Origin of the sequence: Rhizobium sp. BT-226, from assembly GCF_025847085.2 — a bacterium.
In the GTDB taxonomy this organism is placed as follows: domain Bacteria; phylum Pseudomonadota; class Alphaproteobacteria; order Rhizobiales; family Rhizobiaceae; genus Rhizobium; species Rhizobium sophorae.
In genome coordinates this window covers 895,022-918,236 of sequence record NZ_JAOYTI010000003.1, presented here as the reverse complement: position 1 = coordinate 918,236, position 23,215 = coordinate 895,022, and the positions used below count along the sequence as shown (strand labels likewise).

Below are 23,215 nucleotides of genomic sequence, written 5' to 3'. Positions count from 1 at the left end.
AAACCTATGTTTTAGGAGTAGAACGGCCCGTCAGTGCCGGCGCCGGAGGCTGCACTATCGTGGGTGAGGATCGGGTGCGGCTGATCGTGGGTGAAGGGCCTAGCCTCGCCGCCGATCGAAAGACCGTCGGCATAGGACAGGCCAATCACCGGGCCGCCCGGCGGCGTCAGCGCGAGACGCCGAAGCTTGGGGTCGAAGGAAACGGTCGTCTGGCATAGGCGTTCGATGAACGCCTTGAAGGCGTCGCCGTTGCCGCATCCGACGATCGCCGCCCAGCCGCAAAGCGATCCGTGGGAGCGCGCCTCGCGGCCGGCGGTCGGGCCGTCGGTGATCAATTCCAGGCCGTTCGACGCCCAGAGTGCGGAAAATCCCCGGCCCGATCGCGCGATCAGCCACTTATCTTCGATGATGAGATCGTCCAGGCCGTCGCGGCCGATATAGGCATGCGTCCACGCATGGCGTGCGTCGCTTGTGTCCTCGATCAGGAGGGCGACGTCGCGATGCTGGGCGACGCGCGGCAAGATGCCGTTGCCGGCCCAATAGGATGGTCTTTGACTGCCCCAGGGATCGTCCTCGCCGGGATGATTGACCCACAACCTCGCCATCGGATGGCCGGCCAGCCGGATGTCGAGGACATGCTGCTGGTGGCCTTTCTGCCCGATCTTGTGATCGACGACCGTCGAAAGCTGCGCCGCCTCGTTCTTGAACAGCACGAGTTTTCCGCTCTCGAGCCCCTGGCTGTAACGCGCCTCGACGTTTCTGCCCCTGGGAAGGAGGGCAAGCTCGGTCAGGTCGGCGGGCGGCTCGTAGCCGCCGGCACAGAACATCGTCAATGCCGCCACGCCGTTGTTGAGCCAGCCGGAGTCGAAAGCGACCTGGGCGAAGGGCGCAAGCTCGGTCAGCGGGCCGGCGCGCAGCTCCTTGTCGTAGGCACGGCCCTGCGAGCCGGCCGGAACGCCGGCAAGCGTGTGAAGGGCGATCATGCGGAAGATGAGATCGATCTGGCCGCGGGCGCGATCGGCGATCTCGCTCTCGGCCCAGCGCTCCAGCGCAAGCAGGCCGATGAAATCGATCGGGTAATAGGCGGCCGAATTCCATTCCGCCAGGCCATGGGCCTCGACGCTGTCGAACCAGCGCCCGAGGCGCCCGACGGCGAGTTCCGCCTGCTGCCGTCCCGTCCGCCCCGAGGCCGAGAACAGCTCGTCGGGCAGCAGAAGTCCGGCCAGCAACTGGCTGGTATGAAAGCAGAGCACATGGTTCTCGCTCCAGAACCACATCGCATCATTGCCCGGCTCGTCCACCCAGTAGCGGTAGGAGAGAACGGAGCGACGGATGCGATCGACCGTGGCCTTGGGCATCCGGTCGCCATAGGCGCCGAGCAGCCAAAGGAGAGGCACCATGATGAAGTCCGAACAATCCTCCCGCGCATCGATCGAGGCGAGCGTCGCATCGACGATGCGGTCGAAGCTTTCCTGGTCGTCGTGACCGGTTTCCATCATCGCGATCAGGCGCCCGGCGCGGTTGGCGCCGAAGCGGGCGCTGTATTCCAGCGCCTGCCGCTTGCGGGCGGAAAGCGGTGCCTCGGTCGGCAATGGCGAAAGGCTGCTCATGAAGGCGGCATCGATGACGCGGGTGACCGAACCCGGCCCGGAGCCGAGCGTCATATGGATGCCGTGATAACCGTCCGCAATGCCGCAGATATCCTCGGCGATCAGACGGCTCTGATGAGCATGCAGGGCCAGTTTCGAATGGGCGAGAATGGGCCGCTCATGGCCGTGGCCGACAACCTTGAGCTCCACCGGCAGGTCGCGCTCGGGCGCCGTGTCGAAGATGATTTCCAGCGGCTGGTTGACGAAGACGTCGCGGGCCGGGCGCACGCCGCGCGAAAGGGCTTCCAGCTCGCGCACCTCGTCCTGGTCGAGCGACACCGGCAGCAGCACCGAGAGCGGTTCGCCATCCAGCATTTCAAGCTCGAAGAACCAGGTCGTGTCACGCTCGGCAAGATCTTCGGTATGGACGACAATCTCGTTGTCGCCGGCTTCGAGCGGCAGCGTTATCTCAGTCGCGCTTTCGACGTTGCGCTTGAAGGGCTCGAAGCGCACTTCCTCCTGCCCGTTGACCCAGATGCGAACGCCGCCGCAGGTCTTGAGCGCGAGATGGAGCGTGCGCGGAGCGTCCGTCCTGAACGTGCCCTTCAGCCATCGCCTGACATGTGTGGGCACATGCCAGAAGCTGGTGAACTCGACGCGGCGGTTCGAGCCGGGAAGATAGAGGCTTTCGGTCGGCCAGGACGTGTCGGGTGCCAGCGGCCGCCCCACCATGGTCGACCAGAAGGCCTTGCGGCAAGGCAGGTCGCCGACATCGACGAAACCGTTGATGAAACGATAGTTCACGCGATCTTCGGCTGGGGCCGGCTCGCCGGGAAAATAGCTGGCAATGAGGCCGGAAACGGCCCATGCCGTTACCGTCTGCCCCTCGGCCACGCTGTATGCTGGCGCCATGTCGCCCGGCTGCTTGATGCTTTCCGTTTTCACAGATCGCCTCCTCCGCAATCCTATGAAAATATTTTCACTAGGTCATTTAGCTGCGTGATTTTTGAAAATTGCTCAAAAACATCGCTATTGGCGTAGGAAATAGCTTGACGGAACGAATGTCAAGTATATGAAATTCACTTATCGATGGCTTAGGCCGCGATTGATGAAAATGTTTTCATGGGAGGATGAAAATGAAAACCTATCTTTCAGGGGCTTTCGCACTGGCGCTGGCCACCGTTTCTTTCGCATGGTCCAGCGTGGCTATGGCGGAAACCCAGACAATCACCTTTCTCTTCACCGACGACGACCAGGCTTATGTCGAGCGGATGGAAGCGCTGAGCAAGGAATTCGAGACGGCGCATCCCGACATCAAGGTGAATTTCGTTTCGTCGGGCTATGATGCCGTCGCCAAGCAGCTGCCGGTGCAGCTTGCCATCGGCGAAGGTCCCGACGTTGCCAAGATCACCGACTGGCAACTGGCGCCCTACTACCTCGACATGCGCCCGCTGATGAAGGATCCGGACGGCTTCGCCAAGCTGCACGGCGACAGCTTGAACACGCTTCGCTTCCCCGGCGTCAACGATCCGAACTCGATCAACGGCTATGTCGCCTCGCAGACCTTCAACCTGCCCTTCGTCAACAAGACGCTCTTCGAACAGGCCAGCGAACCGCTTCCGAAGCCCACCGCCACGCTGAAGGACATCGTCGAAGCCTCGGCGCGCGTCGCCAAGGCGACCGGCGCCCAGATCCCCTTCACCATGGATCGCTCGGGCCATCGCTTCTCCGGCGCGGCCTTCTCCTACGGCTCGAACTACGTCAAGGACGGCAAGTTCTCGTTCCCCGACGATGCCGCCAAGCACTACATCACCGATCTCTATAACTGGACGAAGGACGGATCCTTCCCGAAGGAAATGTGGGGCGCTGCCGGCGGAACCCAGTACAAGAACATGGGTGACGAGTTCGTCAACGGCAATGTCGTGACCTATCTCGCCGGCAACTGGATGGTCAATCCGTTCCAGAAGAAGATCGGCGACGCCTTCGACTGGACGGCGATCAGCGCACCCTGCGGCGATGCCGGCTGCTATGCGATGCCGGGGGGCACAGCGATCGTCGGATTCAAGCGCACCAAGTACCCACAGGCCGTAGCCTCGTTCATCGAGTTCCTCGGCTCTGAAAAGGTCCAGCGTGAAATCGCCGAAAACTACGTCATCCTGACCGGCGCCGACATCAAAGACCCGCAGTACAAGCTCGAGAGCAAGAACGCCAAGGAGGCCATGGCCGTCTTCCTCGCAAGCCGCAACAGCGCACCGAAGGCCGCCCGCGACCTCGAACGCCTCAAGGGATCCTCCGCCATCTATCAGCTCATCGTCCAGAGAATGAGCCAGCTTATCGTCGGCGAGCTTTCCCTCGACGATACGTTCAAGGCGATGAGCGCCGACGTCGACAAGGTCAACGTGGCCCTCGCCGCCAACAAGTAACCGGCCGCGCCTGTCTCCCACAGATTGCGCGCTGCGTCAGCCACGGCCCCGCAACGGGCCGTGGCTGATCGTTTTCGCCCCTGCCCACACCGCGTCCCCGACAGTTCGATCATTTTCGAATTGTCGAGGAACCACGCTACGTCCCGCAAGGAAGGCGCTCGGAACGATCTTCTCGGGAGAAGGCGAAGCCCGCCTTTCTCGCCGCGATGTCGACAGGCACTGCCGCTCAACTGCTCGGAAACGTCCTTGTCCGGCGCTCGCCCTGACAGCCAGCCAAGCCGACGCGGCATATCATCAGAGCGATTAGACAAGAGGGACCGTCTGGCGGTCGTGACACAGGGTCCAGGAGAGGCTATACGCGTTGTCGGCCTGCGCGGCGCGTCGGCTCAGGCTCAATTTAGCAACGTCGGCAAATCGGCGACAGTCCAGCCCATTGAGGTGCATTTTTCATGCCACTCGGCTCCGAGCATCCGCTGCGAAGGGAACTTCACAACGAGCTCCATGCGCGCCCGTCACTTTATTTCGATGGCGACACCGACGTCTGGCACATCGCCATCGTCGGCGAGAATGGCCCTCCTTTGCTGCCCAAGTCCCTGCCGGGATTGGAAGATGTCACCATGACCGGCGAGGGCAACCACGGCACCGGTCGCGTCGGCGACGGCCGACTGAAATGGGAAGCCCATACCGAGTTCCTGACCCTCACCTTCGTCGTGCCGGCATCGGCCGAACCCGGCAGCAATCCGCCGGCGGCCTTTCAGGCCTGCTGCCGCCAGATCGACGGAAAGGTCATCGCCGCAGTCCGGGTGCTGGTGCGCGACGAGACGGGCGGAAATCGTCCCGAAAAACCGAAACTGGACTATGTCGCATCCCAGGTTGGCGGCGGCGATGCGGAGGTGCATTCGAACTTCCGCCTGAGCGACAGCGGTTTCGTCGAGTTCCTATTCTTCAACCGCAACCTCAACGCCTACAGGACCGGACGTATGGTCCGGCGTTTCCTGGAGATCGAGACCTATCGGATGATGGCGCTTCTTGCGCTGCCGATGGCGCGCGAGACAGTATCGAAGCTTTCGACCTTCGACCGGCGCCTCGATCTCTTGATCGCGCATATGCAAAGCGCTGTCAAAGTCGACAAGGCGCTGCTGTCCGAGGTGACCAGGCTCTCCTCCGATGTGCTCAATTTCTCCGCCCTCGCCCGCCACCGCTTCGGCGCGACGAAAGCCTATGCCGAGATCGTGGCAAGCAGGCTGTCAGAACTTCGAGAAGAGCGGGTCGAGCAAAGGCAGAGGCTGGGTACGTTCATTGATCGGCGCTTCCAACCGGCGGTCCGCTCGGTCTATGCGGCAGAACGGCGCCTCGACGAACTGGCCGAACGCGTCAGTCTCGCCGGCGACCTGCTCAGAACCACCGTGCAGGTTCAGCTCGAAGATCAGAACGCGTCGCTGCTGACGTCGATGGAAGAACGGGCACGCATCCAGGTGCATATCCAGCAGGCGGTCGAAGGCTTCTCCGTCATCGCCATCACCTATTACACCGTCGGCCTGGCAAAGATCTGCCTCGAAAGCATTGCCGAACTGGGTGTCGATCCGCATACGATCAAGCTCGCCGTGCTGGCCGCGATCCCACTGGTGCTCTTCGCCGTCTGGACCGCTGTCCGCCATGTCCGCAGGAGCATCGCCGGTGTGCCGCACGGTCCGGTATCCGGAAGCCACTGACGCCGCCGCCCTTTCGGGCAGCGGCGTTCGTTAGGATAGGTTGGACATCAAGATGCCATCGCGTAATGGCGATGTTCCGATGCCCGGCCGCTGCCCGTCTTGAACCGCCGCAGCAGTTCGGCAAGGCTTTCGGTTTCATGTGTCAGGCTCTGGGCCGCCGCCGTGGTCTCTTCGACCATCGCGGCGTTCTGCTGCGTCACCTTGTCCATCTGGTCGCCGGCAGCCGAGACCTCGCGCAGGCTCGTCGCCTGCTCGCGGGCGGCAACGGCGATCTCGGCCACGGTCGCATTCATGGCGGTGACCTGCTCAACGATCTGTTCGAGCGAGAGACCCGATTCACCCACCAGCTGGACGCCGGTCTTGACCTGCGCCGACGAGGTGGAGATCAGCTGCTTGATCTCCCTTGCCGCGTTGGCGGAGCGCTGGGCGAGTTCGCGGACTTCCTGGGCGACGACGGCAAAGCCCTTGCCTGCCTCGCCGGCGCGCGCCGCTTCCACGCCGGCATTCAGCGCCAGCAGGTTGGTCTGGAAGGCGATCTCGTCGATGACGCTGATGATGTTGCCGATCTTCGACGACGAATTTTGAATTTCCGTCATCGCATCGATGGCGCGGGCAACGATCTCTCCGCCCTTTTCGGCGTTGGTTCGGGCGGTTGCCACAACACCCTGGGCGCGGCTTGCGCCCTCCGCCGTTCCATTGACACCGCGGGTCACATCTCCGAGCGCGGCGACGGTTTCCTCCAGCGAAGCTGCCTGCTGCTCGGTGCGGCGGGCGAGATCGTTGGACGCAGTGGAGATTTCCGCAAGGCCGGACCGGATGGTGGCGACCGCGCGAATGACGGAATCGACCACTTGCTCGAGGCTCGCAACCGAATTGTTGAAATGGTCCCGGATCCTGACATAGCGATGGTCGACTTCGCCGACGCGCACGGTGAGATCACCCTTCGAGAGTGCGTCCAGCCCGACAGAGATCTGCCGGAAGGCATGCTCCATCACCTGCGCGTCGCTGAGCCGCTCGGCCTCCTGGCGCAGCCGCTCTTCTTCGGCCGCCAGGCGGGCGCGTTCGGCATTGGCTTCCGCGATCAACTTGGCGCGTCCCGTTTCCTGGAACACCTTCAGCGAGCGGGCCATGGCGCCGAGTTCGTGGCGATGCTCGACACCCGTGATCACGATCCCTTCCTCACCACGGGCAAGCTGCTCCATGGACTGCGCCATGTTGCGCACCGCAGAGGAAATCAACCGGCCGACGAAATAGGAAAGCACGAGGCCGATGACGATCAGCAGCCCGCTGATGACAAGCGTCGTGCTGGTCGCGGAGGCAACCGTTGCGTCCACCGAACCATCAAGGGTCTTCTGCGCACCGGTAACGGTTGCCTGCAGATCCTTGAAGCCACCTGAGATTTTCGGCGCGAGCACGCTGAGCTGCGTCTGGCGGATATTGCCGGAAGCCTGCAGGACCTCCTTCATGTCGCCGAGACGGGCGGTGTAATTCTGCATCAGCTGGCCGGCGCCCATCAGGCGCTTCTTCTGCAGTTCGTTCTTTGCGGCCTTGGCGGCGGCATCGTTGAGCGCCACCGCTTCGGCCAGTGCTGCCTGGGCCGTGTCGTAGGCGGCAAAATCATCGGAATGCACGAAGCGTTCGGAGAAATAGAGACTGCGGTTCAAGGCCTCCAGTGTCGCCGCCGTCATCTGCAGCAGCGGCACATCGTTCTGGCGCCAGGCGCTGCGCACGACATCGTTGAGCGCGATGCTGGTCCAGGGGCCGAATTCGGTGACCTTGGAGATCAAGGCATCACGCCTGGCCTGCAGGGCGACGATCTGTTCGAAAGCCTTGCCATAGGTGGCAATGTCCTGGCGGATTGCCGCAAGGCCGGACTGCAGGTCCCTGTTGCCGGCAAAACGCGGGTCGTCGGCGTCGAAGGCTTTCACGCCGGCGCGGAAGCGATCGACGACATCCTGCGTCGGCGTGGAGCGGAAGGCTTCCGCCGACATCTGAATCTCGTTCAGCTGGTCGCTGTAATCCGAGATGGCGAGACTTTGGCCGGCGGTGGCGCGATAAGACGAGAAGATCGAGGCGAGCCCGTTCATACCAGAGATCGCGCTGACCGTGAGCAGGCTCATCAACAGGATCAGCGGTACGAAGCCGGAGGTGATCTGTGCGCGAATGCCGAATTTATTCCAGAAATGCAACATCATAGTCCTCTTATGCTCACTGGCTCTTCGGCAGATAGGTGGCAATGTTCTCAGGTGTGACGAGTTCGAAGGGAACGTTGTTTTCGCGCGGCACCTTCTCCTTGCGGATCAGCTTGACGGCAGCGTCGACAGCGGCAGCGCCCTGTCCGACGGCGCTTTGGAGAATGGTGACGTCGAGATCGCCGGCCACCATCGCGGCGAGCGCGTCGTCGGTCGCGTCGACGCCGGCGACGACGACGTTCTTCATCGGGATATTGTTCTTCTTCATGGCCCGGATCGCACCGAGCGCCATCTCGTCATTATTGGCGATGACCGCGTCGAACTTGACACCGGCCGACAGCCATTCCTGCATCTGCTGGTCGGCATAATCGCTCGACCAATAGGCGGCCTGCCGCTCGACGATCTGAAGACCCTGGCAATCCGGGGTGGCGATGACGTCGGAGATGTCCTGCGTGCGGGCGCGGGCGGCCGCGTGGAAGGGTTCGCCCATCAGCACGACGACGCGCCCTTTGCCTTTGAGGAGCGCGCAGACCTGCTTGGTCTCCAGTGTTCCAGATTCCTTCTCGTTGGAGGCGACCACTACCTGATTATCAGGCAGGTCCAGTAGGTTGGAAGGAACATTGTTGATGTAGACCAGCGGAATACCGGCATCTGCCGCCATCTTGGTCATTTGCGGCCCGAGGTCGCCATCGGAGACAGCAAGGATAATGGCGTCGACCTTGTCGGCAATGAGCTTCTGCACTTGCTGCTTCTGGAGCTCGTTGTCGCCCTTGGCACTTTCGGTGACGAGCTTGAGGCCTGATATCGTCTGCCCATGCGAGACGACGCCGTTCAGAAGCGCTGTTCTGAATTTGTCGAGATCGGACATCGAAACCCCGATCGTCTGGGCGTGGGCAGCAGAGATCGATATCGCCAAGGCGATGGATGCAAGCGTAGCCGTTTTCATGAATTCCCCTGCACAATTCGAATATGAAAGGGTTATTTCAAATTTTGGTTAAATTTTACTTTTCTTCCGAAAGCAAAAGTTAAGCGCGAGGGTATGATCTTGCGGCGGCAGGGAGCGCCTTCTTCGGCAGCGATCGACCGGACTTGAAGGACATCACGCCAAGCTTGATGGGATGCGCTTGAAGTCTTGTTCTTATGAAGATTAGCGCCCACCGAAACCCGAGCTGACAGCAATGCCCTTGTAGATCACCCTCTGCAACACGATGGCGAGGATAACGCCCGGGACCATGGAGATCGTCGCGCCGGCCATGATGTAGTTCCAGGCGGTGCCCTGTTGTGTCTGAAACAGGGTGAGCCCGAGCGGCAGCGTGGCCATTTCGACGCCGCTGGTGGCGATCAGCGGCCAGAGGAAGCTCTTCCACTGGGCGATGAAGGTAAACAGCGCCAGCAGGCCGATAGCCGGCATAGCGAGTGGTACGATGACCGTAACCAGGATGCGCAGGCGCGAAGCCCCGTCCATCATCGCCGCCTCGTCGAGATCCTTGGGAATGCCGAGGATGAACTGACGCAGCAGAAAGGTGCCGAAGGACGAGAAGGCGACCGGCAGGATCATGCCGTGATAGGTGTTGATCCAGCCGAACTTGCTGACGACGAGGAAGAGCGGGATGACCAACATCACCTGCGGGATCATCAGCGTGCTGAGATAGGTGAGCAGCAGCCCCTCCCGGCCGGGAAACCGCAGTCGGGCGAAAGCGTAGGCGGACAGGCAGGATACTGCAATGACGATCGCCGTAACACCGCAGGCGACCACGAAGGAATTCAACAGGAAGGTTCCGAACGGCAGGGAAACCAGGGCTTCGACGAATGTCCCCCAATGATACTCCTCAGGGAAGATGCGGACCGGCACGGCCATCACCTCTGCATTGGAGCGCACCGCGTTCGACACCATCCAGAAGAAGGGGAAGAGGAAAAGCAGCGCAATCAGCGAAAGTGCCGTGTAGCTGACGAAGGTGCCGACGCGCCGCAATATGCGGTGACGATGCTGGGACACGGAATGCGGATGCCGTGAGGTCGGATCAATCGTCATAATGCACCCATTTGCGCTGCATGTGGAACTGCAGGATGGTGAGCGCCATGATCATGACGAACATCACCCAGGCGAGAGCCGAGGCATAACCCATCTGGAAGTTGGTGAAGCCCTTCTGGTAGATGGCGAAACCGAGCGTCGCCGTCGCCGAGCCCGGGCCGCCGCGCGTCATCGCGAATATCTCGTCGAAGACCTGCAGCGAAGTGATTGCCGTCATCACGGTGCCAAAGAAGATGGTCGGCGAGATTAGCGGGAGCCGGATGCGCCAGAAGCGCTGCCAGGCATTGGCGCCGTCGATCGTCGCCGCCTCGAGATAATGCCTCGGCACCAGGTCGAGCGCGGCGTTGAACATCACGACGTTATAGCCGACATTCGCCCACAGGGTGACGAGCACGACAGCCTGCATGGCCCAGCTCGAGCTCAGCAGGAAATTCGGCAGGCCGAGGCCGAGTGCGCGGATGATGGTATCGGCCAGGCCGTCCGGCGTGAAAATCAGCAGCCAGACCACCGATGCTGCGATCGTCGGCGTGAAGGTCGGCAGGAAGAAGATCACCCGGAAGATCGCCTTGCCGCGCTTCAGGCTCGATATCCACACCGCGAGCGTCAGCGAGACGATGATATTCACAGCCAGATACTCGACGGCGAAGAACAGCGTGTTGCTCAATACGGTGTAGAAGGCCGGATCGACAGTGAAGAGCCTGATGTAATTCTGAAAGCCGACGAAGGATGGCGTCGAGATCAGCTGCCAATTGGTAAAACTGAGCGCCAGCGACGCCAGAATAGGCAGGGCCATGAAGACCATGAAGCCGAGGAAACTCGGCAGCAGGAACAGCATAGCCGTCTGCGTCTCCGGCTTCAGGAAGCGCCGTGGCTGACCGGGCTGCAAGGGAACTTCGGCAACAGCGCTTTGCGACATATCTTCCTCCATGCGCGGCAGGTCCTGCCGCAGCGAGAGCTGGCGCATGAGCCGAAAATCGGAATCGGTTTTCCGAAAGGATCATGCGCAGATTTCAAAGCGACGGCGCGCCCTGTCGGACGCGCTGGCTCTATTGCTGCGCAAGGCTCTGGATCGACTCCATCGTCTGCTTGGCGTCGGCGCTGCCGGCGAAAGCCGGCGGGAAATACTGGTTGAAGAGGTTTTCCACTGCCGCCCAGTTGTTGGTGATCACGTAGGGCACGGAGTGCGCCAGGGAATAGTCGATGGCCTCGCCGCCATTGGTGATGTCCTTGGCCGCCACCTTGTACCAGGCCGATTGCGCCGCCGTGCGCGCCGGCAAGGCACGGCCCTGCTCGGCGAGATAGGACAAGGCTTCCGGGCTGGTCAGCACCTGGACCGCCTTCCAGGCCGCATCCTTGTTCTTGCTCGTCGTGGAAATGCCGAAACCGGAGCCTGCGGTGACGGCCGAAAGTTCGCCTTCGTCGCGCGGCAGGGTGGTGAGGCCGATCTTGAACTTCGCCTGGCCCTTCATGCCGATGATTGACCAGGGGCCATCGATATACATGGCAACGTTACCCGAATTGAACCGGCCCTGGACGACATCACCAGGATTAGCGCCACCCGTGGGAACCAGCGGCGCGATCTTATCCTTGGCGGCAAAGCCGATCAGCCGGTCGGCGGCGGCAACTGCGCTCGCACTGGTCAAGTCAAGCTCGCCGGCGTCGTTGACGTATTTATCGCCCCAGGCCGCGGCCAGGACCGAATAGTTGGTCGGGGTGATACCGAAGCCGTACTTGCCGTCCTTCGTCAGCTTCTTGGCGGCATCGGTGAACTCGGCGAGCGTCCAACCCGGCTTTGGCAGCGGAACGCCGGCGGCTTCGAGCGCGTCCTGGTTATAATAGATGACCCAGGGACCAACGTCATAAGGCAGACCGTAGAGCTGCTTGTCGACGGACATGCCGCCGATGATCGAGGGCGTGAAGGCGCCGACATCGAACTTATCGGCCGCGATCCGGTCATTCAGGGGCTCGAGCAGCGAATAGAAGTTCGGCATGCGCAGCGACTGCATGGAAACGATGTCGGCGAGCTGTCCCGATGCCGCCAGCACCGGCAGCCTTGTCCAGTAATCGACCCAGCCCGTCGTCGTCAGCGTTACCTTGATGTCGGGATACTTGGCGGTCACCATCTCTGCCAGATGTTGCCAGCTCTTGGTGTCGGTTTCGGAGCCGGTCCACATCTGCCAGGTCAGGTTGACCTGTTCGGCCGATGCGGCTGTGGCAAAAAGGCTACCGCCGATTGCGGCAAGCATAAGCGTTTTCTTCAACACCTTCATGGGTTTCTCCTCCCTCCATGAACGCAATGGACACGCAAGTGCGATCGAGCTCACGCCTTGAGGACGATCTCGATCACCGGCACGGTGACATCAGGTCGCCGAACCGGCAGTTCCAACATGACTATGCCTTCCGGCACCATCACGCCGACATTGGGATCCACATCCCTCGTGTGGGTGACCCAGTGGATTTCACTGGCGTCATGCAGGAACTGCACATAGGCGATCCTGTCGGCGATGCCCTCGATGTGGATGTGGCGGTAAGGCCAGTTATAGACATGCAGGTAGAGGCGGTTGCCGCGCTGGGTATAGCGGCAGCCGGCCGGTGCCGGAAGTTCGGACGGACCGGCTCCATAGATGGCGCGTGCGTTGACGGCCATCCAGTTCTGGTAGACTTCGAGCGCCTCGATGGCGCGAGCATCGAACGTGCCCCGCCCGGTCGGGCCGACATTCATTAGGAGGTTGCCGCCGAGCGCAACCGAATCGATCAGCAGCTGGATGATCTGTTCCGGGCTCTTCCAGCTATCCTCGTCGCGGTGATAGCCCCAGGAGCCGCTGAAGGTGTGGCAGGCTTCCCAGAGCACGCCCTGGCTGGCGAGGGCAGGCGCGACGCGCGGCGTATATTGCTCCGGCGTGGTTATGTCGGGCAAGGTTCCCGGCGGCAGATCGAGGCGGTTGTTGATGATGATTTCGGGCTGCAGTTCGCGCGCCAGTTCGACCAGCCGCTCGCTCTGCCAATCGGCGCGCCCCTTGCCGGGCAGGCCGCGATATTCGCGCGCAGGCCCGGGATAGCTGAAATCGAACCAGATGATGTCGACGCGGCCGAAGCCGGTCAGAAGCTCGCGCACCTGTTCGCGCATATAGGCCGCGTAGTTGGCAACGTTGCGACCGGCATTCAGCGCCTTGGCCTCGGGATGGTTGCGCAAGGGATGGTGGAGGTCGATCGGGAAATCCGGATGATGCCAGTCGAGCAGCGAATAATAGAAGCCGATCTTCAATCCCTCGGCGCGGAAGGCCTCGACCAGCGGCGTCAGAAGGTCCTTGCCGCAGGGCGTGTTCGGCGCCTTGTAATCGGTGACCTTGCTGTCCCAGAGGCAGAACCCCTCGTGATGCTTGGTCGTCACCACGACATATTTCATGCCGGCGAGACGCGCACGGCGCGCCCATTCCTTGGGATCGTAGAGATCGGGATCGAAATTGTCGAAATAGCGCTGGTAATGTTCGTCGGTCAGCTCTTCGCGGTTCTTCAACCACTCATGCCGGGCCCCCAAGGCGTAAAGGCCCCAATGGATGAACATGCCAAGGCGGTTGTGGCTGAACCAGGCATGTTTGCCCGCTCCTCCCCATGCCGGATTTTCCGACAGGCGTTCCGAATTCGTCACAGGTTTCTCCTCCCTGCTTTCCGGTTTCACATCATATCGAACCGGTTCGGTATCTGATCATCCGGCTTGATCCAGCGCCTGTCAAGTCGAAATTCGAGATCACAAGATTGAAAAGGTAAGCGCTGCAAACCAATCGGTTTGAAGTATGCATGTTGCGCAGGCCAATAAAATCGGACATAACAAGGTATTAGAACCGGTTCGATAGACATGACCACGATACGAGATGTAGCGCGCCTCGCGGGGGTTTCCATCTCGACCGTCTCGCTCGCGCTCAACAGCCCGAAGCGGGTCGGCGCCGAGACGCTCGACCGCATTCAGCAGGCGATCAAAACGACGGGCTACCGCATCGATCCGGTGGCCCAGACGCTAGCGCGCGGACGCAGTTCGCTGATCGGCTTCGTTGCGGCCAATCTCGGCAACATGTTCTTCGGCGATATCCGTCGAGAGATCGAGCACCAGGCGCTCGATCACGGCTATTTCGTCCTGATCGCCGACTCCTCCGGCAGGGCCGATCTCGAACGGGCGCTGCTGGAGCGGCTGCAGGCGCAGAAGATCGCTGGCATCGCGCTGGCGTCAAACGGGCACGGCGAGGAATACGCCACCTTCCTGCGCGACTTCAAGACGCCGATCGTGATGTTCGACCAGAAGGTGGAGGGTGCAGAGCGCGATTTCGTCGGCTCCGACAACCCGCTGACCACCACCATCCTGACGGAACATCTGCTGCAGCTCGGCCACAGGCGCATCGGCTACATCTCCGGGCCGAGCGGCCTGCACACTGCCGACGAGCGCCTGAAGGGTTTCATGAACACGATGGCCGGCGCCGGTGTGGACATCGATCCTTCCCTGGTGGTCGAAGGCGGCTACACCAGGACCGGCGGCCATGCGCAGGCGATGCGCCTGCTCACCCGCCGCGATCGGCCGACAGCCATCATCGGCGCCAATAACATGACGGGCCTCGCAGCACTGCAGGTGATGCAGGAGATGGGTTTCCGTTGCCCTGACGACGTATCGCTGGCGATGGTCGACGACGTGCCCTGGAGCAATGTCATCACGCCTCGCATCACCATGGTGGTGCAGGATGCGCAGAAGCTCGGGGAATTGGCAGCACAGCGTCTGCTGGCAAGAATAGCAAGCCCGGAGGGCGCCGCCGCGCCGCCTGAGGATCTCATCCTGACGCCGAGATTCATACGCGGAGAGTCGACCAGGCGGCTGTGAGTGCTTCTGGCGATCGGCACGCGCATGCCATGGCCCTGTCGGGAGATGAAAGCGCAATGCCGGATTTTCACTGGTCGGCCCTTATCCATTGAAAGACTACCAAATTTGTCATACATGTGTGATGAATCGTGAATTTCGCAATGCCGCGTTTGGACGGCATTCGGATCAAAGCCGATGCGGGGGCAGGCGTGGCTATGCAGGTGAAGGATCGCAGCAAAGGCTCCGGGTCGCTGGTATCACAGGTCGGCGAAAGCCTCCGGCAAGCCATATTGAGCGGCCAGTATTCTGCTGGCGACAAGCTTCCGAGCGAGCACGAGTTGACCGAAACGCACAGCGTCAGCCGAACCGTCGTACGTGAGGCGGTGGCAGCACTTCGCTCCGACGGGCTTGTCGAGGTGCGCCAGGGGGCCGGGATTTTCGTACTCGGCGCCGATCCGGCGCTCTCCGCGCGGAAAGTCGACAAGGCTCGCGTCGCCTCCGATCTTGAGGTACTCGAGATCAGAACACCTGTCGAAATCGAGGCGGCGGGCCTTGCAGCCTTGCGCCGCTCGCCGGCACAGGAGGAGGCGATATTCGAATGTCACCGGAAAATCCTCCAGTGCATCGAGAGCGATCAATCCATTCGCGATGCGGATCTCGAGCTCCATGCCGCAATCGCCGAAGCCACGAACAATCCGCTCTTCAGGCAATTCCTGGAATCGCAGGGCTCGGCAATCATCCCGCAGTCGAGGCTCGTCCCGGAAACCAGGACCGCCGAACAGACCGCCTATAGGAAACTGATCCACAGGGAGCACGAAGCGATCGTCGTTGCCATCTCCGACAGGGACGATCAGACCGCCCGAAATGCGATGCGCGAGCATCTGGTCGGCAGCCAGGCAAGATACCGCAACCTGCTGAAGGATCTGCGAAGCTTTACGAGCTGACAGTCGATCCCGGAACTGCCTGGAAGCGTCCGCGGCTATTGGCGCGAATTGTCCGCCATTTGTCCGGCGCGCGCATTTTCCCATGCCATCAAATCGCCGAATATAGCTTCATGATCAACCTCCATGGAGCAAGAAATGTCCGACCATGATACTGTCCTTCTCGTCATCGACGCCCAAGAGTCCTTCCGACAACGCGATTACTGGGATGAAAATCTGGCATCCGCCTACATCGATCGTCAGCAGGCTCTGATCGACGGCGCGGAAGCCGACGGGATACCCGTCGTCCAGATCTTCCATGTCGATGAAAACGGGCCGTTTTCGGAGGCATCCGGTTTTGTCAGGACACTCGCGCCGCTCAGGATCGCGCCGAAGGCGGCATTCAGGAAGAGCCGCCATAGCGCCCTGGTCGGTTCGGGTCTCGACGTGTGGCTGACCGAGAACGGCGTCCGTCGTCTCCTCGTCTCCGGCATCCGCACTGAACAGTGCTGCGAGACCACCACCCGCCACGCCTCCGATCTCGGCTATCAAGTCGACTATGTCGGCGAGGCGACTCTAACCTTTCCGATGACCGACGCCACTGGGCGCAGCTGGAGTGCGAGGGAAATCCGGGACCGGACCGAACTGGTCCTGTCAGGCCGTTTCGCTCGGATCGCGACCGTCGAACAGGCACTGGCTGGGCGGGGAGCGCCGCTCGCCGCATGACGAACGCCGCGCAGCCCTTCGATATCCCGGTCTTCGTCGTCGTGCCGCCGCGCGTGCTGCTGCTCGACATCGCCGGCCCGATCGAAGTGCTGCGCAAGGCGAACCTCGAACAGCACACGGTGCGCTTCACCGTCACCTATATCGGCCCATCGGCGACGGTCGGCAGCTCGATCGGTCTTGCCGTTACGGGCGTCGCCGGGTTACCCGAGAGCTTGCCCGATACCGCGCTTGTCGTCATTGCCGGCAGCGCCGATGCCCCGATAGAAAACAACCGCCCGTGGGACGAACAAGAGCGCGCCGAGCAGGCCGCCATCGTCGCGTGGCTGAAGCGCGCCATTCGTCCAGGAATTCGACTGGTCTCGATCTGCTCGGGCGCATTGCTCGCTGCCGAGGCGGGAATGCTCGACGGCCGCGAGTGCACCACCCATCACGGCTGCATGGAAGATCTGATCAGGCTCGCTCCCAGCGCGCGCGTCCGGGACAACCGGCTCTATGTCGAGGATGGAGACCGCCTGACCAGCGCCGGCATCACCGCCGGCATAGACCTCATGCTGCATATCGTTGCCGAAGTGGCGGGACATGCCTGCGCACTTGCGGTGGCGCGATATCTTGTCGTCTATCTCAGGCGCGGCGGCTCGGATCCGCAGCTTTCGCCCTGGCTCGAAGGTCGCAACCATATCCACCCGGTCATTCACCGTGCGCAGGATGCGGTGGTCGCCAACCCCACTCAGGACTGGTCGGTGGCGTCCCTTGCCCGCCTCAGCGGCGCCAGCCCGCGCAACCTTTCACGACTGTTCAACGAACAGACGGGCATGAGCGTTACGGATTTCGTCAACCTTATGCGGGTCGCTCTCGCCCGCGAGATGCTCGCCGGTTCACGGCTGGACATGGAGGCCGTCGCGATGCGCGCCGGCTTCGGCTCGGCGCGGCAGCTCCGCCGCGCCTGGAACCGTCTGAATGACGGCCCACCGAGCGTGGCGCGGGCAAGGCTGCTTACAGGCTCATAGCGCATCGGAAGGGCGGGACGGGATGAGCCCGGCGCCCTGCACCTCTGTTCCCCAAATTTCGATCTGCGTCAGCGCGGGATAGGGCGAGGCGTCCTCAGCCTTGATCAGGCCGTGCAGTTCCACCCATTCGACGATGCAGGGTTCTATGGAAAAACCTTGGGCGGCGCCCGATTTTACCAGCGGAAAGCAGGAGGTCTTGCCGTTCGAGAAGGTGACGCTGGTCTCTTCCCACCAGGAATCATGCGGAAAGTCGGCCCGGAGATAGAAAACGATCTCGTCGATCCTGACCGGCCTGCCGAATTCCACCGTCAGTGCTGCTTGCGGATCGCGATTGATGCCCCAGCTCGTATAGGGCCAGAAGCCGTGATCGTCGTTGGCCTTCTCACCGTCGATCGCGTTGCGCGCTGCAAAGACCGCTTCGCCACGGGTCTCGACATTGGCGCGCGCATGCGGAAACAGCGCCCGATTGGCGTGATCGTCCCAGGGATTCAGGGCGAGATTGCGCCGATGGACGATCTCGTCAGGGCGTATGCTTCGCGCTGAAAGCCGGTGGATATCGCCCCTGAAGGCATTCGGCGAATAGGGCTTGCGCTTGTCGCCGAAGGGCACGGCGAGCGAATAGGCGCGTTCCTTCATATAGACCAGGCAGGGTTGGATCGCGCCGTCAAGGGCGAGGAAGACATGTCCGGGCTCGGAAACCTCCACGACCACGCGATCGCCTTCGCGATAGCTCTGTCGATAGACCAGGAAGGTCTCGTCCCGGCCTGTGGAGCTTGCCAGCACCATCCCATCGGCATCCACGATCTTCAGCGTCAATTCCATGCTCGCCTTCCTCATACGATCCGCAATCTCAGAAGCCGGCCGGCAAACGGCACGCGCAGCCGGTAGACTTTCCCGGGCCAGGCCGAACTCAGCCGCGCGTCCTCCACGCCGATTTCGTCGATTTCGATCGCGCCGCCGCCATCGACGAAAATGCTGCCGAGATCGGCGAGATCGATCCTGTCCGGGGCGACGGTCGGCGTCAGGCATGTCATCAGCGACAGCACCGCCGGCTTGCCGCCGTCATAGCTGTCGACGATCTCGACATGGCGGCCGCGCAGCAGGGAAACGATGCGCCGATAGCTGTGCAGCTCTGCCTCGGCGGGATAGGCGCCTGATATATCGAGCGATATGCGCGCGCGCTCCTCGTCAAACCCGACCTCGACGTCGCGCGCGCCGAATGTTTCGCCGGCCGACTGCATGACGCCTGCGAATGTCGGCAGGTTGTGGAACGCCGACTGCATCGTCCAGATCTCGTAGCGCCGCACTGAAAAGGTCTTCGCGGTATAGGTTTCCACCCCGACATCGATCAGGAACGGACGTCCGTTCTTGTAGAGCGTCACGCTCCCGACATCGTTGTGATTGTGGCTCTCGCCATTATTGCCGCCCTTGACCGCAAGCGAAAATTGCTCATCGCGGGCGATGAACAGGCCGATACCGGGATAGAAGATATCGCGCCCGGATGCAGGATGCGGCTTGACGGCGGCGGGGATTGCGGGTCCGACCAGCAGTTCCTGCACGCGATACCAGAGGTTCCATTCTTCGGGCAGGTGCGGGCTTCCGGAGGCGGCCCTGTCGGCCGCGGCGAACTCAGCCAGCATCTGCGAACCGACCGCCTGCCCGAACAGATATTCCCGCACACTGCAGGGGTCGACCACCGCGGAGGAATCCGCGAAGTTGAAATAATAGCGGCCGGCCACATGCATATGGGCGATGTATTCGGCCATGTTGCGGATTTTCGGCTGTTGCCAGAGCCTAGCGAACAGGCCCGGCGCCACGCCATCCAGGATGGTCAACGCACCGTGCAGGCAGAGTGCTGCATGGCGGTAATAGAGCACGCCCTCCTCGCAGGCCCCGTCCTCGGCATAGTCCTTCAGGAAAGCATCGAGGCTGCCGAGCGCCTTTTCGACGACCGCATGGCGTGTCGGCTGATCTGTCTTCAGGGAGAAGACCGTCAACAGGACGTTCTGGCTTATCCATGCCGTCCAGTTGTTCATCCGCTCCTCGCCGCGGCCCATCCACCAGAAATGCCGGCCGAGATAAGGCGAGAGGATGCGGGTCTCGATCTCGCGTTCCACACGGGCCGTAATTTCAGGACTGATGCCGTCGAGCGCGTCGCCCAGCAAGGCGACGACGGTGGCAAGCAGGGCGGCCGTCTCGGCGGCGAAGAGATCGACGACCGGCTGCGAATTGTCAGGCAACGGCAAGCGTGCGCCGCTTCGTTCATAGGCGTTATGCGCCGGAAGCTGCCAGCCGCTTTCCTCCGCGACCAGGAAGATGCCGTCGAGGATTTTCGGCAGGAATCGCCCCTCGCCTTCGACGAGTTCGCCGAGCACCAGATTGTTGAGCATCCGGCGGCGCGTGAAATATAGCTCCTCGAAGCTCGCGCGGTTGCCTGTCGCGGTGAACTCCCGGTAATCCGAAGCCGTGATCAACGGCCAGGCGCGTGCAAGCGTCTCTTCGGCCTCGCCAATGACCAGCTCCCGGACCGCTTGTGGCACAGCGCTCCATCTGGCGCGATCGGAGCAGACCACCCCGGGCGTGAAATCGCCCAGCACATCCGGCAGCTCTGCTGAAATCTCGCTGAACATGTCTCTCCCCGTACCGGAAAAGCATCGATGGGCGTTTGGTCTGCATGCTCACCTATCATATGTATTTTGCGCTTTCCACGAAATTCGTATGACCTATTCATAACTTGTTTGACCAATACCAGATATGTGCTATGTCGTTGCAGGAGGAAGAGGAGGCATCGGTGTCCATATCGAATTCGGTCATCGCGACAGATGGCGCTCCGGCAATCCCTGGCCGAAAAGTCGCGGTCCTGTCCAAGCGCCAGCGCAGGATACGCAGCGCGCTCGTCGCCTACTCCTTCATTGCGCCGAATTTCATCGGCTTTGCCGTCTTCACGCTCGGCCCGATCCTGTTCGCCTTCGCGCTCGCCTTCATGCATTGGGACGGCTCGAACGCGATCACATTCGCGGGGCTGGATAATTTCTGGCGGCTCTTCGAGGACAAGGCCTTCATCGCGGCCTTCTGGAACACGGTCATCTATACGGTTGCCTCCGTGCCGGCGACCCTCATCTGCGCGCTCGGCCTCGCCGTTCTCCTCAATCAGAAGATCGCGGGGCGCGATTTCTTCCGCACGGCGATGTTCTTCCCCTATGTCGCTTCGCTGGTGGCCGTCGCGGTCGTCTGGAACATGATATTCAATCCCGAGATGGGACCGGTGAACATGATCCTCTACACGCTCGGCCTCGATCCCAAGAACATGCCGGGATGGGCGGCCGATCGCCACTGGGCGATGGTGACGGTGATCCTCTTCGGCATCTGGAAGAACATGGGTTATTACATGGTCATCTATCTGGCCGGCCTGCAGGGCATCAATGCGGAGCTCTACGAGGCCGCCGATCTCGATGGCGCCAATTCCTGGCAGAAATTCATCCATGTCACCGTGCCGCAGCTCGGGCCGACGACCTTCTTCGTCATCGTCATGCTGACGATCCAGTCATTCAAAGTGTTCGACCAGATCTACATGATCACCCAGGGCGGCCCGGGCACCTCGACGCTCGTTCTCGTCTACCACATCTATAACGAGGCCTTCATTTCCTGGGATCTCGGCTATTCCAGCATGGTTTCGCTGGTGCTGTTCTTCCTCGTTCTCGCTGTCACGGTCTTCCAGTTTCGGCGCCAAAGGGAGGACGAGGCATGAGGATCGCCGGACGCAAAGTCACCCTCAAGACGGTCCTCCTCTATGCCATCGTGATCACCGTCACGCTGGTCATGCTGATGCCCTTTGCCTGGATGCTTTCGGCGTCGCTGAAGCTCAGCCGCGACGTCTTCGCCTTTCCGATCGAGTGGATACCGTCCGAGCCGCAATGGCAGAACTACGTCGACATCTGGACAAAGATCCCGCTTGCGCTTTTCATCTACAACACCTCGAAGCTGACGATCATCGTGACGCTGCTGCAACTGCTGACCTCAAGCTTTGCGGCCTACGCCTTCGCCAAGCTGAATTTTCCCTACAAAAACACGCTGTTCCTCGGCTATATCGCCACCATCGCCATGCCCTGGCAGGTCTATATGGTGCCGCAATTCCTGCTGATGCGCGAATTCGGCCTCAACAACACGCATCTGGCGCTGATCTGCCTGCAGGCCTTCACCGCCTTCGGCGTCTTCCTGATGCGGCAGTTCTACATGTCGATCCCGACCGAACTCTGCGAGGCGGCCCGCATCGACGGCATGAACGAATACCAGATCTGGGCGCGCATCATGCTGCCGCTGTCGAAACCCGCGCTCTCGACGCTGACGATCTTCACCTTCGTCAGCACCTGGAACGATTTCCTCGGGCCGATGATCTATCTCACTAAGACCGAGCTGAAGACGGTCCAAATCGGCCTGCGCATGTTCATCTCGCAATATTCGGCAGAATACGGGCTGATCATGGCCGCCTCCGTCGTCGCCCTCATTCCGGTTCTCGTCGTCTTCCTCTCTCTCCAGCGTTTCTTTGTCGAAGGCATCGCTTCGACGGGACTGAAGGGTTAAATTCATGAACGCCGTTTCCTCAGTCGCCCCGCAGCCGATCACCGACGAAGAGGTGAAAGCCGCGCTCGATCTTGCTGTCGCCCAGATCCGGCGCAACCTTCCTGAGTTCACCTACGCCGCGCAGAACCATTCGAGTGTGGGAAATTTCTATCCCGCGGTGGCGAACACCCAATGGACCGCGGGCTTCTGGCCCGGCGAGCTGTGGCTCGCCTTCGAGCACAGCGGCGATCCGGTCTTCCGCCATGCCGCGCAGATCCAGGTCCAGTCCTTCCTGCACCGGATCGTCAACCGGATCGAGACCGATCATCACGATATGGGCTTTCTCTATTCGCCCTCCTGCATCGCCGCCTGGAAGCTCGTCGGCGACGAGGACGGCCGCAAGGCCGCCATCCTGGCCGCCGACCAGCTGATCGAACGCTTCCAGCCGATCGGCCAGTTCATCCAGGCCTGGGGCCACAAGGGTAAGGCAGAAGAATATCGCTATATCATCGACTGCCTCTTGAACCTGCCGCTTCTCTATTGGGCAAGCCGCGAGACCGGTGATCCGAAATATCGCGAGATCGCGCTCACGCACGCCCGCACCACGCTCGCCAATTCGGTGCGGCCTGACGATTCCACCTACCACACTTTCTACATGGACCCGATCTCTGGCGCGCCGGTGCGCGGCGCCACCAAGCAGGGCTACAGGGACGACAGCGCCTGGGCGCGCGGACAGGCCTGGGGCATCGCAGGCATGGCGCTTTCCTATCGCTATGAACGGATCGACGAATATCGCCAAACCTTCGACCGGCTGCTCACCTTCTATCTCAACCGGCTGCCGGCCGACATGGTGCCCTATTGGGATCTGGTTTTTTCGGATGGTGACGGCGAGCCGCGCGACAGCTCGTCGGCGTCCATCGTCGCCTGCGGCCTTCTGGAGATGGCCGATCTCGTCGAACCGGAGCCGGCCGCACGCTATCGCACGCTGGCGCACCGCATGATGAAGAGCCTTACGGATCATTATGCGGTCAAAGACCCGACCGTCTCGAACGGGCTGGTGCTGCACGCCACCTATTCGAAGAAATCGCCGTTCAACACCTGCCGCGGTGAGGGTGTCGATGAATGCGTCTCCTGGGGAGATTATTATTACATGGAAGCTTTGACGCGCCTTTCGCGCCGCTGGTCTTCCTATTGGTGAATTCAGGAGAACC

The 23,215-nt window shown here is 61.5% G+C and carries 18 protein-coding genes; 9 read left to right on the top strand and 9 right to left on the bottom strand.

All coding sequences use genetic code 11. The features are described from left to right. Window positions 1-11 precede the first annotated feature (11 nt). The gene (locus OIU37_RS23875) at window positions 12-2,534 is read right to left on the bottom strand and encodes a hypothetical protein (protein ID WP_264258822.1); all 2,523 of its coding nucleotides are present in this window, start codon (window positions 2,532-2,534) and stop codon (window positions 12-14) included. A 191-nt stretch (window positions 2,535-2,725) separates the two neighbouring features. Here OIU37_RS23875 and OIU37_RS23870 point away from each other — a divergent pair, with 191 nt between their 5' ends. Next, entirely contained in the window at window positions 2,726-4,012 is a 1,287-nt protein-coding gene (locus OIU37_RS23870; protein ID WP_168315980.1) for an ABC transporter substrate-binding protein, read from the top strand. 449 nt (window positions 4,013-4,461) lie between these two features. Then, window positions 4,462-5,724, top strand: coding sequence for a DUF3422 domain-containing protein (locus tag OIU37_RS23865; protein WP_264258821.1), 1,263 nt, complete (start codon window positions 4,462-4,464; stop codon window positions 5,722-5,724). Window positions 5,725-5,771: 47 nt separating this feature from the next. On the opposite strand, the gene OIU37_RS23860 is transcribed toward OIU37_RS23865, so the two are convergent. The 6 genes from OIU37_RS23860 to OIU37_RS23835 all read right to left on the bottom strand — a co-directional run bounded on the left by OIU37_RS23860 (window position 5,772) and on the right by OIU37_RS23835 (window position 13,597). Then, the gene (locus OIU37_RS23860) at window positions 5,772-7,916 is read right to left on the bottom strand and encodes a methyl-accepting chemotaxis protein (RefSeq protein ID WP_264258820.1); all 2,145 of its coding nucleotides are present in this window, start codon (window positions 7,914-7,916) and stop codon (window positions 5,772-5,774) included. 16 nt (window positions 7,917-7,932) lie between these two features. Beyond that, complete coding sequence (locus OIU37_RS23855) at window positions 7,933-8,862, bottom strand: substrate-binding domain-containing protein (RefSeq protein WP_264258819.1); 930 nt, start codon at window positions 8,860-8,862, stop codon at window positions 7,933-7,935. A 201-nt stretch (window positions 8,863-9,063) separates the two neighbouring features. Continuing rightward, a complete protein-coding gene (locus OIU37_RS23850; protein WP_240604730.1) occupies window positions 9,064-9,948 on the bottom strand; it encodes a carbohydrate ABC transporter permease in 885 nt (294 codons plus the stop codon). Next, window positions 9,938-10,912 (bottom strand): carbohydrate ABC transporter permease, encoded by a 975-nt coding sequence (locus tag OIU37_RS23845; protein WP_171603771.1) that lies wholly within the window; start codon window positions 10,910-10,912, stop codon window positions 9,938-9,940. The genes OIU37_RS23850 and OIU37_RS23845 overlap by 11 nt, the downstream gene beginning before the upstream one ends. Before the next feature lie 82 nt (window positions 10,913-10,994). Next, complete coding sequence (locus OIU37_RS23840) at window positions 10,995-12,218, bottom strand: sugar ABC transporter substrate-binding protein (RefSeq protein WP_171603770.1); 1,224 nt, start codon at window positions 12,216-12,218, stop codon at window positions 10,995-10,997. Window positions 12,219-12,268: 50 nt separating this feature from the next. Next, window positions 12,269-13,597: an alpha-L-fucosidase gene (locus tag OIU37_RS23835; protein WP_182209826.1), complete on the bottom strand. Its 1,329-nt coding sequence runs from the start codon at window positions 13,595-13,597 to the stop codon at window positions 12,269-12,271. 207 nt (window positions 13,598-13,804) lie between these two features. Here OIU37_RS23835 and OIU37_RS23830 point away from each other — a divergent pair, with 207 nt between their 5' ends. The 4 genes from OIU37_RS23830 to OIU37_RS23815 all read left to right on the top strand — a co-directional run bounded on the left by OIU37_RS23830 (window position 13,805) and on the right by OIU37_RS23815 (window position 17,444). Next, window positions 13,805-14,812 carry a LacI family DNA-binding transcriptional regulator gene (locus OIU37_RS23830; RefSeq protein ID WP_180696069.1) on the top strand — a complete coding sequence of 336 codons (1,008 nt, stop codon included), beginning with the start codon at window positions 13,805-13,807 and terminating at the stop codon, window positions 14,810-14,812. A gap of 140 nt (window positions 14,813-14,952) precedes the next feature. Beyond that, the gene (locus OIU37_RS23825) at window positions 14,953-15,735 is read left to right on the top strand and encodes a FadR/GntR family transcriptional regulator (protein ID WP_180696070.1); all 783 of its coding nucleotides are present in this window, start codon (window positions 14,953-14,955) and stop codon (window positions 15,733-15,735) included. Window positions 15,736-15,858: 123 nt separating this feature from the next. Further along, window positions 15,859-16,437 carry an isochorismatase family protein gene (locus OIU37_RS23820; protein ID WP_180696071.1) on the top strand — a complete coding sequence of 193 codons (579 nt, stop codon included), beginning with the start codon at window positions 15,859-15,861 and terminating at the stop codon, window positions 16,435-16,437. Further along, window positions 16,434-17,444, top strand: a complete 1,011-nt coding sequence (locus OIU37_RS23815) for a GlxA family transcriptional regulator (protein WP_180696072.1) — start codon at window positions 16,434-16,436, stop codon at window positions 17,442-17,444. Before OIU37_RS23820 ends, OIU37_RS23815 begins: the two co-directional genes overlap by 4 nt. Here the strand turns inward: OIU37_RS23815 and OIU37_RS23810 are convergent. Then, window positions 17,439-18,266 carry a carbohydrate-binding protein gene (locus OIU37_RS23810; protein ID WP_264258818.1) on the bottom strand — a complete coding sequence of 276 codons (828 nt, stop codon included), beginning with the start codon at window positions 18,264-18,266 and terminating at the stop codon, window positions 17,439-17,441. The genes OIU37_RS23815 and OIU37_RS23810 overlap by 6 nt on opposite strands. 11 nt (window positions 18,267-18,277) lie before the next feature. After that, window positions 18,278-20,074, bottom strand: coding sequence for a heparinase II/III-family protein (locus OIU37_RS23805; protein ID WP_264258817.1), 1,797 nt, complete (start codon window positions 20,072-20,074; stop codon window positions 18,278-18,280). Window positions 20,075-20,205: 131 nt separating this feature from the next. On the opposite strand from OIU37_RS23805, the gene OIU37_RS23800 reads away from it, so the two are divergent. The 3 genes from OIU37_RS23800 to OIU37_RS23790 are packed head-to-tail and all read left to right on the top strand — an operon-like array spanning window position 20,206 to window position 23,202. Then, complete coding sequence (locus OIU37_RS23800) at window positions 20,206-21,192, top strand: carbohydrate ABC transporter permease (RefSeq protein WP_182209819.1); 987 nt, start codon at window positions 20,206-20,208, stop codon at window positions 21,190-21,192. Continuing rightward, window positions 21,189-22,025 carry a carbohydrate ABC transporter permease gene (locus OIU37_RS23795; RefSeq protein WP_264258816.1) on the top strand — a complete coding sequence of 279 codons (837 nt, stop codon included), beginning with the start codon at window positions 21,189-21,191 and terminating at the stop codon, window positions 22,023-22,025. The genes OIU37_RS23800 and OIU37_RS23795 overlap by 4 nt, the downstream gene beginning before the upstream one ends. A 4-nt stretch (window positions 22,026-22,029) precedes the next feature. Beyond that, window positions 22,030-23,202 carry a glycoside hydrolase family 88 protein gene (locus OIU37_RS23790; protein WP_264258815.1) on the top strand — a complete coding sequence of 391 codons (1,173 nt, stop codon included), beginning with the start codon at window positions 22,030-22,032 and terminating at the stop codon, window positions 23,200-23,202. Window positions 23,203-23,215 lie beyond the last annotated feature (13 nt).

Coding starts and splice junctions, on each gene's coding strand:
- OIU37_RS23870 (WP_168315980.1), top strand. CDS start 2,726: ATGAAAACCTATCTTTCAGGGGCTTTCGCACTGGCGCTGGCCACCGTT.
- OIU37_RS23865 (WP_264258821.1), top strand. CDS start 4,462: ATGCCACTCGGCTCCGAGCATCCGCTGCGAAGGGAACTTCACAACGAG.
- OIU37_RS23860 (WP_264258820.1), bottom strand. CDS start 7,916: ATGTTGCATTTCTGGAATAAATTCGGCATTCGCGCACAGATCACCTCC.
- OIU37_RS23855 (WP_264258819.1), bottom strand. CDS start 8,862: ATGAAAACGGCTACGCTTGCATCCATCGCCTTGGCGATATCGATCTCT.
- OIU37_RS23850 (WP_240604730.1), bottom strand. CDS start 9,948: ATGACGATTGATCCGACCTCACGGCATCCGCATTCCGTGTCCCAGCAT.
- OIU37_RS23845 (WP_171603771.1), bottom strand. CDS start 10,912: ATGCGCCAGCTCTCGCTGCGGCAGGACCTGCCGCGCATGGAGGAAGAT.
- OIU37_RS23840 (WP_171603770.1), bottom strand. CDS start 12,218: ATGAAGGTGTTGAAGAAAACGCTTATGCTTGCCGCAATCGGCGGTAGC.
- OIU37_RS23830 (WP_180696069.1), top strand. CDS start 13,805: ATGACCACGATACGAGATGTAGCGCGCCTCGCGGGGGTTTCCATCTCG.
- OIU37_RS23825 (WP_180696070.1), top strand. CDS start 14,953: ATGCCGCGTTTGGACGGCATTCGGATCAAAGCCGATGCGGGGGCAGGC.
- OIU37_RS23820 (WP_180696071.1), top strand. CDS start 15,859: ATGGAGCAAGAAATGTCCGACCATGATACTGTCCTTCTCGTCATCGAC.
- OIU37_RS23815 (WP_180696072.1), top strand. CDS start 16,434: ATGACGAACGCCGCGCAGCCCTTCGATATCCCGGTCTTCGTCGTCGTG.
- OIU37_RS23810 (WP_264258818.1), bottom strand. CDS start 18,266: ATGGAATTGACGCTGAAGATCGTGGATGCCGATGGGATGGTGCTGGCA.
- OIU37_RS23805 (WP_264258817.1), bottom strand. CDS start 20,074: ATGTTCAGCGAGATTTCAGCAGAGCTGCCGGATGTGCTGGGCGATTTC.
- OIU37_RS23800 (WP_182209819.1), top strand. CDS start 20,206: ATGTCGTTGCAGGAGGAAGAGGAGGCATCGGTGTCCATATCGAATTCG.
- OIU37_RS23795 (WP_264258816.1), top strand. CDS start 21,189: ATGAGGATCGCCGGACGCAAAGTCACCCTCAAGACGGTCCTCCTCTAT.
- OIU37_RS23790 (WP_264258815.1), top strand. CDS start 22,030: ATGAACGCCGTTTCCTCAGTCGCCCCGCAGCCGATCACCGACGAAGAG.